General features: G+C 35.1%; 9 protein-coding genes. 1 reads left to right on the plus strand and 8 read right to left on the minus strand.

Annotated features, from left to right (window positions below; genetic code table 11):
- Positions 1 to 233 precede the first annotated feature (233 nt).
- Together BK574_RS07920 and BK574_RS07925 are read right to left on the minus strand one after the other, a co-directional pair.
- On the minus strand, positions 234 to 1,439 hold the full coding sequence (locus BK574_RS07920; RefSeq protein ID WP_078428209.1) for an MFS transporter: 1,206 nt from the start codon (positions 1,437 to 1,439) through the stop codon (positions 234 to 236).
- Positions 1,440 to 2,180: 741 nt separating this feature from the next.
- Positions 2,181 to 3,380 (minus strand): ornithine--oxo-acid transaminase, encoded by a 1,200-nt coding sequence (locus BK574_RS07925; protein ID WP_078428210.1) that lies wholly within the window; start codon positions 3,378 to 3,380, stop codon positions 2,181 to 2,183.
- Between the two features lie 301 nt (positions 3,381 to 3,681).
- Between BK574_RS07925 and BK574_RS27425 the strand changes: the two genes are divergently transcribed.
- Entirely contained in the window at positions 3,682 to 3,852 is a 171-nt protein-coding gene (locus BK574_RS27425) for a hypothetical protein (RefSeq protein WP_158211588.1), read from the plus strand.
- A gap of 97 nt (positions 3,853 to 3,949) precedes the next feature.
- Here the strand turns inward: BK574_RS27425 and BK574_RS07930 are convergent, their stop codons facing one another.
- The 6 genes from BK574_RS07930 to BK574_RS07955 all read right to left on the minus strand — a co-directional run bounded on the left by BK574_RS07930 (position 3,950) and on the right by BK574_RS07955 (position 11,857).
- Positions 3,950 to 5,107: a Ger(x)C family spore germination protein gene (locus BK574_RS07930; RefSeq protein ID WP_078428211.1), complete on the minus strand. Its 1,158-nt coding sequence runs from the start codon at positions 5,105 to 5,107 to the stop codon at positions 3,950 to 3,952.
- 2 nt (positions 5,108 to 5,109) lie between these two features.
- Positions 5,110 to 6,639: a spore germination protein gene (locus tag BK574_RS07935; protein WP_078428212.1), complete on the minus strand. Its 1,530-nt coding sequence runs from the start codon at positions 6,637 to 6,639 to the stop codon at positions 5,110 to 5,112.
- On the minus strand, positions 6,629 to 7,717 hold the full coding sequence (locus BK574_RS07940; protein WP_158211589.1) for a GerAB/ArcD/ProY family transporter: 1,089 nt from the start codon (positions 7,715 to 7,717) through the stop codon (positions 6,629 to 6,631). Before BK574_RS07940 ends, BK574_RS07935 begins: the two co-directional genes overlap by 11 nt.
- Before the next feature lie 591 nt (positions 7,718 to 8,308).
- The gene (locus BK574_RS07945) at positions 8,309 to 8,872 is read right to left on the minus strand and encodes a GNAT family N-acetyltransferase (protein ID WP_078428214.1); all 564 of its coding nucleotides are present in this window, start codon (positions 8,870 to 8,872) and stop codon (positions 8,309 to 8,311) included.
- Positions 8,873 to 9,162: 290 nt separating this feature from the next.
- Complete coding sequence (locus BK574_RS07950) at positions 9,163 to 10,284, minus strand: amidohydrolase (protein ID WP_078428215.1); 1,122 nt, start codon at positions 10,282 to 10,284, stop codon at positions 9,163 to 9,165.
- A 268-nt stretch (positions 10,285 to 10,552) separates the two neighbouring features.
- Positions 10,553 to 11,857, minus strand: coding sequence for an IS1380 family transposase (locus tag BK574_RS07955; RefSeq protein ID WP_078428216.1), 1,305 nt, complete (start codon positions 11,855 to 11,857; stop codon positions 10,553 to 10,555).
- Between the last annotated feature and the right edge of the window lie 302 nt (positions 11,858 to 12,159).

Genomic DNA, 12,159 nt, shown 5'->3' on the forward strand with positions numbered 1-12,159 from the left:
TAACTTAATTATCTAAATAATTCAATAACATTTGTTGTGTTTTGTTTAGTTTGGTTAAGTTTTGTTTAATTTAATGAGTTGTTTCCCTTAAATAAATCCTTTTATAGATTTTTTGAGACAAAGATTCTTCACAAGCACTTTATCTTTAAATTCACCGTAAAACATGACTGAGGTAAAAAAAAGAACCGCAGTCTCGTCCTCGACTACGGTTCTATAAGCCTATACTGCTGCTTTTACTTTGTTACTTCACGATTATTTTCATTCATGTAGTTAAATACCATTTCCCGCTTTTGTCTAATACTCAATTTGATAGCTGCCACTAAAAACGCGCCAGCAACTACCAACATTGCAATCGACAAGAAATAATACAAAAAACGGATCGTATCATTGGCAAATAACATACCTACACCATCGAGAATGATCGGTGAAGAAAATTGCCCTAAAAATAACATACTTGTAACAATGGCCATTGCTTGAACAGTTTGTGCTTTAGGAACTTGTCGAGAAACTTGGTCGAATACCATTGGTAATACTGAACCGAATCCAAAACCAGCAATACCAACGCCTAAAGCAATGATAAAAACATGCTGTGAAAGACTCATTGTAAAAAAACCAATACCCATTAATAAAAGTTGAATAGTAATAAAATAGTTTTGTAGCCAATGTCTCAACCGTGTTAACAGTAATCCAGCGATAAACCCAGCCATTGTTCCTACAGATATGACAACTCCAGCAAACTGAGAGCTCCCGATTCCTTCTTGGTGCATATACAAAGCCATATTGACTGGAATAGCAAAGAACACGAGTACAATAGAAAACATACCTAACCCATAAGCATATAATTTTTTCGGGAGTGGAGCTAAACCATTTCCTACTAGAACCCCATCGCTTTTTGTTTTCGGTAAATAAAAATAAACAATAATCGCTGACACGAGTGCTAAAATATAAACACCAAAAGCAACTCTCCAACTAATTGCCGCAAGTACTCCTGACATTAAAAATAAAGCAACACCGCCTAGGTTATTTGCCGCACTCACTTGCCCCATTGTAGCCGTCCGCTCTTCTCCATCAAAAAAATCAGATACAAGAGCCGTTGAGATGGGCATTATGAGACCTACACCAATACCAAGAATAGCTCGACAGAAGAGCAGTAATTCAATCGTTGAAACAAGTCCACCGCCAATACCACCAATTAAATAAAATACGATACCAGCAAAAAGAATACTTTTCTTTGAAAAGCGTGTTGTTAAATAACTAGATACAAAGATAAAGGGGATAATCATAACAGATGGTAACGTTAATATTAACTTTATCGTTGTTTCACTGGACTCAGGAAAAGCAAGTGCTATATCAGCTAAAGCAGGAGATATTGCTGCTCCAGCCATTACAGTAAGAAGCGAAACCGAAAGAATGGCCATTTTTAAAAGTTTCTTATTCATTTTTTCCCTTCTTTCAATCAATGAAATATGAAGTATTTTTTATCCCCTCTTTATTTCGCAACTTTGTATTTAGTATCTCACCATAAAAAGTCAGCAACTTATTTTACGAATACAGCCTCAATAAAAGTATAACTCAAGTTACTAAAACTTTCACGAAATTGGTTTTGTGCTCTTATTTTAAAGTCAAAAATCCTGGTACAATTTGGGGATAATTTATAGTTAAAATTTATTAAAGTTAATCGATTTATCCAGATACTTCAATTTACAGTGCGTCCTACAGGGATTAAGGAAAACTTAAAGCTTTACAACTGCGGCTTCCTATTACTGGAAATGAGAAGCTCTAATTTTTAGTTTAGATCCACTTCATTCCTTTTTATGGGAAATTTAAGCTCTAATTTCTGTTTTAAACTAATCCATTTCCTTTTAATCGAAATATTTATCTCTAAAATGTGTTTTAGTTTAAAATTTTTCCAGTAACTGGAGTTTAAGAGATCTAACTTCTACTTTTGCTCTTCCAATTTACATTTAATATTAATAACTACCTTTAATTGGTTTAACATTCCCATAGTTCCTATAAGAAAAACACCCCTACTTGGAATCCGAATAGGGATGTTTAAAAACTATATATTCATTTACTTACTGTTTCTGAATTACTTTTAGTGTTGATGATAGAACATTATTCTCAATTTTTTCCAAAACTCCACCCACCGATATCTCCCTCATCCTCCATATGACTTTATATTATTTACCCAATACTTTATAAATTTTTTCGATTGCCCAATCAAGATCTTCTTTATTGATCACAAGCGGCGGTGCAAAACGGATGACAGTTTCATGAGTTTCTTTACATAATAGACCTTCTTCTTTTAAAGCTTCACAATATTTTCTTGCAGGATCTGTAAGTTCAACCCCAATAAATAAACCTCTACCACGAATCTCTTTGATCATTGGATTATCGATTTGTTCTAATTTTTCTTTCAGATATTTACCAAGTTCAAATGAACGCTCAACAAGTTTTTCTTCTTCAATTACTTCTAATGCCGCAATTGAAACCGCACATGCTAATGGATTGCCACCAAATGTTGAACCGTGAGAACCTGGTTCAAATACTTCTAGTACGTCGCGGTTAGCCGCAACAACTGAGATAGGGAATACTCCACCGCCAAGAGCTTTACCTAAAATGTACATATCTGGCTTCACATTTTCCCAATCACATGCGAACAATTTACCTGAACGCCCTAATCCTGCTTGAATTTCATCTGCAATAAAGAGAACATTCTCTTGTTTACATAATTCATATGCTTCTTTCAAGAAACCTTCTTTAGGAATTCGAATTCCCGCTTCCCCTTGAATTGGCTCAAGCATAAATGCAGCTGTATTAGGTGTGATTGCAGCTTTTAATGCTTCTAAGTCACCATATGGAATTACTTTAATCCCTGGAAGCATCGGTCCAAAACCACGCTTATACTCTTCATTTGAGGATAGAGAAACAGCTGTCATTGTTCGTCCGTGGAAGTTCTCTTCACAAACGATGATTTCCGCTTGGTTATCGTTAACTCCTTTTTTATCATAAGCCCAACGACGAGCCGCTTTCACTGCTGTTTCAACAGCTTCAGCACCTGTATTCATCGGAAGAATCATATCTTTTCCAGTCATTTTTGCTATTTTTTCATAAAATGGACCCAATTGATCATTATGAAACGCACGAGATGTTAATGTAATCCGATCAGCTTGTTTCTTTAGTGCACCAATAATCTTTGGATGACAATGTCCTTGGTTTACTGCTGAATAAGCACTTAGCATATCAAGATATTTATTTCCTTCAGGGTCTTTCACCCATGCACCTTTTGCTTCTGATATTACAACTGGTAGCGGATGGTAGTTTCTCGCACCAAACTCTTCTGTTTTTTCAATGATTGTTTGTGTTTGTGTTTGTGACATAAACAACCCCTCCTTATATATACTTACTTTTCTAAGCAATTTCCGTGCCAACATTAAACGCTTTGAAAAAAAGGTTTTATTATTTTTTCGCTAAATTTATTCCTTTACTGTAGATTTTTTTCTTTTTACAAAAGTATTTTTCTTTCTTGTTCATTTTAAAAATTTTATTGCTTATTGCCCAAATTTAGTATTAGAACGATAAAAAGTTATCATTTTCATTCAATACCATATACAATTAATGTAAGAATTTTTTATTTAGGACATTGTCTTAAAGCAGAATATAGTGTAAGGATGGGCTTCAATGATTTACACAACAGCTTCTGAACATGCTCAACTATTGAAAAACTATGAAACATTAATCAATGAAATCACTGTTTGCGTCCATGTCATCGGTCGAGCAGGGAGAACGATCATTTATAATCAAAAAATGACAGGCTGTAAAACTTTCGATAGTTTAATTGAAGAAATATAGTCATGAAAGAAAGTAATTGAAGTTGCTAAACGAGCGACAAGGACACCTTCATCACAAAAAGTACTTGGAAAGCATAAGTTTTGAGAAGAACAAGCCACTAGTTAATTGATTTTAATTTATCCTTACCTGATTTAAGCACTTTCACATTTACGTTAACCACGTTTAAAGTTTCAGGTGTTAAAAATGAATTAGGACCTTGAGTATGTTTTCTGTAGAGTTCTGGATCTTTTTTATAAAGAGTATGTGCTAATTGAAATACATCTGCATTGATTTCTACTCCTTTTTCAAATGTATGGCGAATTTCTTTTTCTATAAGACGTGCGACCTCTTTCTCAACCTCAGGTATCGTTATCTCTTCAAAGACTTCGATTGGATTAGCAATAACCTCAACTTCTATGTTAAATGTAACTTGATCATTTTTAATAGTAGGAATAATCTTTGGCTTTGGATCACGAATGATAACAGATCCTCTAAGCTGTTCATTTATCTTGATAACTAATGCGCGTCTAACTGTACCCTCATTCATCCATGGGAATCCTTGAAGATCTTCTCCTAATAAATTCCCTATAAATTGACCTTCATTAAAAAATCCACCACCCACAATTTTTAGACTTTTGTTAGGTTTCTTTTCTTCTTCAAACCACTTTTCGTCTATTGTATCTAACACGGGGAAAGTCGCTGTATAACCTGGCTCATTCAGCAATGAAATAAATCGATGAAGCCGGAGTGGTTCTACTAACGAACTTTGTTGATGACTCTCCGTCGGCTCTCCTAAAAAAGAGAATATTGGACTCATATTGAGTAAAGTCGGTGTTGTTAGTAATTCAGCGGGGTCTGTTGTTGTCCCAAATACCCATATCGTGTGGCGATTTTCATCATACCTACTAAAGGAATCGTAAATTTTCTCAATACTATCTTTTTGCTGCAATATCTGTTCTGTAAATACTATTGAAGATAAATGTCCCCAAAAAATACGCCGATCGGTATGAGTAAACAATTCATGCAGCGCTTCTACAGGTGTGGTACCTTTTCCAACCCCAACAAAAGCCATTGAACCGCCATCTTGCGTCCCTTCGCCACCACCTGGCATCGCTTGGAAATTTAATATTTGTGCATACACTTCAAATTGACCATCTTTATAATCATAGCAAACGGTATGAGCAAAGTACATTAACTCCAAATTTCTGGCATCCCAGCATCCAGATAATACGACTAGTGAAATCAATAGAATGCAAAAACGTTGTCTCGTATTCATATTTACCCCTCAGACTTATCTTTATCCGTTATGTCAAGCATCGCTGGGCGCTGTGTATTCGCTTTAAAAGAAGGACGAATGATTGCTTTAATCAGTTCTCTCCACTGAATAGGAGCGAGTGGAGCGAGGTACGGCATACCGTACGAACGAAGTTGTGCTACGTATAATAAAATCGAAAATGAAGCAATGAATACACCAAACATTCCTAATGACGAAGCTAATAAAAGTACATATATTCTTAATATACTAATGGTACCCGCAAAAGATTGATTGCCAAGGCTAAACGTCGCGATTGCAGAAGTTGCAATAATGACTAACATCGCTGGATTCGTCAATCCTGCCCTTATTGCTGCATCTCCAATGATTAAACCACCAACAACCGAAATGATTTGCCCGATCGCCGCTGGAAGACGTAATCCTGCTTCACGAAATAATTCAAAAATGGTAACCATTATAATTGCTTCCACTGCTATAGGTAAGGGTACGCCTAAACGGACTTGAGCTAAACTCGACACTAATATAAAAGGAAGTTGACCTGGATGAAAGGAGACGAGCGCAACCCAAAATCCAGGTAAAACGATAGCAATGAGTAACCCAAAAATTCGTAACATCCGCTCTAGTGAATTATAAACAAAATATGACTCGTTATCTTCCGCCGCTTTTAATAATAAAGTTAAGTTGCAAGGAGCGATTAAAACAGTCGGCGCACCGTCAACTAATATGATAAAGCGCCCCCTAAGAAGGGAATCTGACGCAAAATCTGGGCGTCCAGTATAATGAAACATCGGAAAGATGCGCGTTTTCTTTGGAATTAATAACTCTTCTAATTGATTTGTGCTTATTAACCCGTCAATATTGATTTGTTGAAGTTGTTGTTTAATTTCATCTACCGCATGCTTCGGCGCAATATCATCAATATAAAACAACCCAACTTTTGTTTGACTTCGAGCGCCAATTATAAATTCCTCATATTTTAACGATTTTGATCGAACTCTTTTTCGAATTAACGCTGTATTTACGCGAATTTCTTCAATAAATCCATCTCTTGCTCCTCGTATCGATATTTCTGCAGTTGTTTCTTCAGGCGTTCGTTGAGGATGCTTTGATATATCAAACAAATAAGCAGTTTCTATGGATGGTATAAAGAAAAGTACTTGCCCATCGTAGACCGATGTAATTAATTGATCATAGTTTTTTTCAGGTTTTATAGCTTCTTTTTTCCAATTCATAACCGATTTCAAATGGTCAATATCTTTTTTGTTGGAACTACTAAAAATTTGTTCTAATTCGGGGATAATTTCTTTCGCCAACTTTTCCGTATCACAAAGTCCTTCACAATAAATCATGAAAGACCGAATAGGACCATCATTTGTATTAAAAAAAGTATCTTTACAAATAACATCGTCATTTCCTGTAAATGCCATTTTTATTTCTTGTTCATTTACTTTTTTATTGGACGTTCCATCTACATCTTTTACGGATATTTGTTCTACATATCTTTTTTTAAAATGAAGCCTAGATTTATTTCTCATATTCAATAGAACTCCTCTTTTGAATTAAACCAATGAAACCAATAACGCCAGTAAGGCATAAAACATAAATGAGAAGACCAGGTAAGAAATAGTTTGTTAATAGTTCTACAAATTGAATATCGCTTATTGGGATTAACATGATGGCTGCAATAAATAAACCAATGCCGAGTAGCCACTTTTTCTTATGATCTTGTTTCACTTGAAGTAAATCTATAATTATAAATAACGCAAGCGAGATTCGAACAAATCCTCCACTTAACCATTGAAAAATGGATAAAAAATCAACATGTTCAACAAAGCGGCCAATCGACAATAATGCCCACTGCTCAAAAGCAGGAAAACGTATTTGCCCAGATTTTTCGGGACCAAAAAGTGCAATTGCACCCATCGTTGGACCTATAGTAAGCCAAGTTAGGAGAAATCCAATAACTACGAGAGCTACATAATTAATTCGTGTTTTCACTCGATGTTGGATACATAAAATGATGAATACTTCAACTAATCCTGAACCAACGTAAACCATTCCTTGCAGAGCAGGTCCATATCCATGTTCAAACAGAGGAGTTAACAATGAATAATCTTTTTTTGCAAAATTGGCGGACATTACAATAAATCCTAACAAAATGACAATTGGGAGTAATATTCCATTTACAATCGCAATAGTCCGTATCGTTGTCGATGCCATAAATAAGCAAAGAACAAGAAAACTCAAAGCAATTACAATTTCAGGCGTTCTAGGTAAATATGTTATATTTGTCCAAAGTATCATATCTTTCAATGTAACAGCACTTATCGTTAGTAAATAAATACCAATCAAAATTAAAATAATGGAGGAAATTGGTTTCCCGTAATTTCCTTTTATCCAAACATATAAATTTTGCTGTTTCGTTTTCCGTATAATAAAATAAACGATCAAAATATAGAAAAAATATGTAACGAATGCAAACAAAATAGCAACCCATGCATCCCGTCCCGCAACCTCAATTAAAGAAGGAATAATGATTACATGGTTATGTAATCCTGTTGACATCATGAATAGTAGAATAACATGAAAAGCAGAAATCTCTTTATGCTGCATTAGGGTCTCCTTACTTACAATCTTTGGATTATTTTTCTTATGCTGTTCTTTCATAGCGTAAATTATGTGTATGAAAGACAAAAAACTCATAGCACCTGCTACTTCATCCCCTACTTAATGCTGAAAACAAACTAGCTTCTGATCGCTTTTATTTAGATGATACTAATCGAAAAAAAACCCCTTCTGTTGGAAATGAAGGGCGAGATTTAAATCAGGACACATAAAATGGAGACCACATATCTCTAAGAGGTAATAAAAAGTGGATAAAAAAGGGGAGAAATTCACAAAAAATAAATGTTGAATTCGGTGGCATGGAGTTATACGGCACTACTACTATGGAAATCCTTGGATATCAAGCTTCTGGCAACATTGAAGGTGCTGGACAACTTGATAAAGGGTTTAATTAGTTGCTTTAAATATGAATGCAACAAGCATCAGTAAAAAGTAAAACAGAAAGTGAATATGTTAAGAATCAAAAAATTCTGGTAATGATATTAATTCCTAATAAAAATGAGCTACCTTTGAAAAGTAGCTCATTTTTTATATAAAACGCTAATTAGGTAAATTATCTAACAATTTAGCCTATTTTCTCTAGGCTTCTTTCAAATGATTTTCATCAACTGCTATACTATTCTGTTCTCTAATATTGTAAAGGTGGTATTGATCCTTTTCAATTTGAAATAAATCATAAACAAGACCGTTTGAATTAATATATTGGTACACATCTTGTCGAATATCGTTTGCTAGAATATTATACGGTAGCTTTTGTGCAGCTTTTAATGAACGGATATTATCTTTGCGAATTCTCATAAATACCGTTTGAATGTCGAGCTCAAAAAAAAGCTCACTAAAAAAAGCGTCTTTTGCCAACTGATTATAACCCTTCCCAAAGTAAGGCTTACCGATCCAAGTACCAAGAAAACCTGTGCCATCTTGAACATCAAATAAATTGATGGTTCCTATTGGATTACCCCACTCATCAGTAATCGTACGTGAAATGAGTTCACCACGTTCCTCAGCCTCAATTGTTTGTTTCGTTAAAAATAAATACTCATCATATGAGTTGGCCTTCTGACGAACATATGGAAAAACAGCAGGATCGATCATCAAATCATATAACACATGACAGTCCGACAGTTCGCGTTTTCTTAGCATTTGAATCCCTCCTTAATATAGAGGGCAGTCTTGTAGTGCAGTCCACCCTCGAATTGTTTGATAAATTCGGGGTGGGAATCGAACCCACTAGAACCAGTATAAACTGGTGGCGCACCAATTGCCTTCCCATTCACTTATAATTAGTTAAATAACGCCGAATTTCTGTTTATTTCATTAATATTCCTTAATATGCTTGTGATATGATCGAAATACTTTTAAATAATAAGATTTCCTCACTCACTTTTAATATAATAATCGATTTATACCAAAAAGGGAACTCATTTTTTTATTTATTTTTTGTAAATAATTTCTCCATTAATGATCGTCAATTTTGGTAAAGCAAGATAGTGAAATGGATGTTCATTCCATAGAACTACATCTGCATCTTTACCAACTTCTAGACTTCCAACCTTGTGCTCAATCCCAAGGTTTCGTGCGGGATTGATCGTAATCCCTTCTAAAGCTTTTTGTTCCTCTAAACCTTCTCGAACAGCTAATGATGCACATATATTTAAATATTGAATCGGTGTGTATGGGTGATCTGTAGTAATCGAAACATGGATTCCATGATCCGTTAAAATCCGATACGTTTCCCACGTTTTATTTTTCAATTCAATCTTGGACCGTCTTGTCAATGTTGGACCTACCGTAACATGTAAGTTATGACTACTAAGTTCATCAGCAATGAGATGCCCCTCTGTACAATGTTCTATTCTTAAATCTAAGTTGAACTCTTCAGCCAAACGAACAGCAGACAAAATATCATCAGCACGGTGGGCGTGTATTCTAACAGGAATTTCTCGCTTTAATGCAGCTACTAGCGGTGCTACTCTTAGGTTGTTAGGTTCCTTACTAAATTTAGCCTGATTAAATGCTTCTCGTAACATCCCCATAATCCCCATTCTCGTCATTGAATCATTGTTCGTTGACCGACTATGAATACGTTTTGGATTTTCACCTAGAGCAATTTTTAACCCTGCATTTTCTTTAATCATCATTTTTTTTATACTTCTACCATGCGTTTTAATGACGGAAGTCGTCCCGCCAATCACATTAGCACTTCCAGGCATTACATGAACGGTTGTCACCCCGTATTTCACTGCATCTTTAAACCCAATATCTAGAGGATACACACCGTCTACTGCACGAATATGCGGTGTTGTAGCTTCAATTGTTTCGTTCGCATCGTTTCCTGCCCACCCAGTACCTTCATCATACAGTCCAAGATGTGTATGGGCATCTATAAAACCTGGTAAAAGATGCAACCCATGCCCCTGGATCACAGTCATTGAAGTCGTTTGCTCAATTTTTGGAGAGATGGCTGCAATTTTACCATTTTTTATCAATAGGTCTCCCTTGTTTAATTTGTTAGAAGTCACAGGATAAATGATTGCTCCTTTAATTAAAATCATCCTTACTCCCCCTTTTTACAGTATACTCATTACAAAAAATTGAAGTCACATAGAATTATATACCTGAATTATTCATACTTCCTAGTTAATACATGAATGAAGACAATACCAGATATTTTTCTGCTCTCTTGAAACTTATCAAGTTGATTTCGCTACTTAAGATGTGATTTTATATTAAATGCTTGAATATAATCAGTTTTTGGGCAGACTACTCCCTTGTTCTGACATTTAATTTTAAAAATAGGTATTAGGGTAGTTCACTCTAGCTTTAGCTTCTGAATCGCTGAAGTACTTTCCAAAAGAATTCTTGGTAGACGAAACTTGACGATAGTTTAAAGTAAAGGGACCGTCCTGACGTTACTAATTTACTAGCAACTTTAATAATTCGTGTTCGGATTGTATCAATTTGCATGTTCTTTTGTTCTTCTGGAAAACAAAGAGTACGTAGCCAATTGGTTAGATTATAGGCTAACAGGCTCAACATCATCTTTACCTCGTTTACTTGGAAAGAATGACTATTCATTTTATCAAAACTAAAACCATTCTTGGTTTCTTTAATGTAGTTCTCCATCGTTCCCCTTTTTTGATAAGAAAGAACGATATCCTTGGGAGAAAAGACATCTACTAAATTAGTGACAAAGAACGAATGGCTGAAAATTAATTCACCAGCCAAGCGGACTGATTTTATAATCACTTTTCTAGGCTTAGCCCAAGATTTGGCTTGATAAATAGTTTCTTCATAATAGCATTCTGCCTTCGTAACATCGGAAGGTAGAGATGATGGAAGGAGTTCATCCGCGATTCGTTGCAAATTTGCATTGGATTTGAGCCGAATCACGTAATAAACCGATTCTTTTTCGCACAAATCATACAAAGCAGGTACGGCAAACCCACTATCCCCGCGAATAAATGATGTAGTCTCTGGGAATTTTTCGTTGTAATGTTCAATGAGAGGTTGTATAAATTCCACAACACCATTAGAGGTATAGACATTCCCAGGTCGTAGCTTGGCTTTAAGGAAATCGCCTGTTACTCCGTCAAAGGCAACTAATGGATGGAAACCAACAGTTCCATAATGAGCATTGTAAGCTGCAGCTTCTTGATCTCCATAGGTATCTGAATGCGTTGAATCCAAGTCAAAAATGAGTGATTTAGACTCTCTAAATTGATGAACTTTGTCAATCAGTTCTTGGTTGGCTTGATTTAACTGTTCGATAGATTGGTTATCGAAACGTCTAAAGAAACGAGATAGGCTAGGCTGCGAAGCTAGCGCATCAGTACCGATGATTCGAGTAAATACAGGATCTTTCGTCAATTGATCCGCTGCATCATCTTCGGTATAACCCGCAATGATTTGATAAATCTTTTGACGAAGTAAGTTTTCATTCGAATGAACGTAGTAACGTCTGTTGTCTTTCAGGTTTAAAAACTGTGCCAATGTAGAAGAAAAACCTACCTTTTCATCGAATTCTCTAAAAAGGAATTCGCCAGTATCGGACGAGAGTTCTCCTCCGTCATTAGATAATTTAATTTGACGATTGAAATCTAGTGTTAATTGCGGTAAAGTAGCCATTATAAGAATCCTTTCTGGTGGTTATTAGTCGCATTTTAACCTTATCAGAAATGGGTTCTTTTTTCATTTTTCAAGTGAAAAACTATTTAACAAAAAAACTTATTAGATAGGCATTAATGGCCAATTAATGATTTTCTATGAATAATTCAGGATATAGGATATATTTTTTGTAGAAGTGAAAGGGAAGTTTAGAAAAAGAGAGGTTTACCTAACTCTATGAATTAACTATTTCAATACAATTTTTACCATTTATTTTATAAAATGCACTTCCTTAAATATGATTTTTGTAATTTCAAGAAAAT

The organism is Alkalihalobacterium alkalinitrilicum, assembly GCF_002019605.1.
Taxonomy (GTDB): domain Bacteria; phylum Bacillota; class Bacilli; order Bacillales; family Bacillaceae_F; genus Alkalihalobacterium; species Alkalihalobacterium alkalinitrilicum.

Coding starts and splice junctions, on each gene's coding strand:
- BK574_RS07925 (WP_078428210.1), bottom strand. CDS start 3,380: ATGTCACAAACACAAACACAAACAATCATTGAAAAAACAGAAGAGTTT.
- BK574_RS07945 (WP_078428214.1), bottom strand. CDS start 8,872: ATGCTAAGAAAACGCGAACTGTCGGACTGTCATGTGTTATATGATTTG.
- BK574_RS07950 (WP_078428215.1), bottom strand. CDS start 10,284: ATGATTTTAATTAAAGGAGCAATCATTTATCCTGTGACTTCTAACAAA.
- BK574_RS07930 (WP_078428211.1), bottom strand. CDS start 5,107: ATGAATACGAGACAACGTTTTTGCATTCTATTGATTTCACTAGTCGTA.
- BK574_RS07935 (WP_078428212.1), bottom strand. CDS start 6,639: ATGAGAAATAAATCTAGGCTTCATTTTAAAAAAAGATATGTAGAACAA.
- BK574_RS07955 (WP_078428216.1), bottom strand. CDS start 11,857: ATGGCTACTTTACCGCAATTAACACTAGATTTCAATCGTCAAATTAAA.
- BK574_RS07920 (WP_078428209.1), bottom strand. CDS start 1,439: ATGAATAAGAAACTTTTAAAAATGGCCATTCTTTCGGTTTCGCTTCTT.
- BK574_RS27425 (WP_158211588.1), top strand. CDS start 3,682: ATGATTTACACAACAGCTTCTGAACATGCTCAACTATTGAAAAACTAT.
- BK574_RS07940 (WP_158211589.1), bottom strand. CDS start 7,717: ATGCAGCATAAAGAGATTTCTGCTTTTCATGTTATTCTACTATTCATG.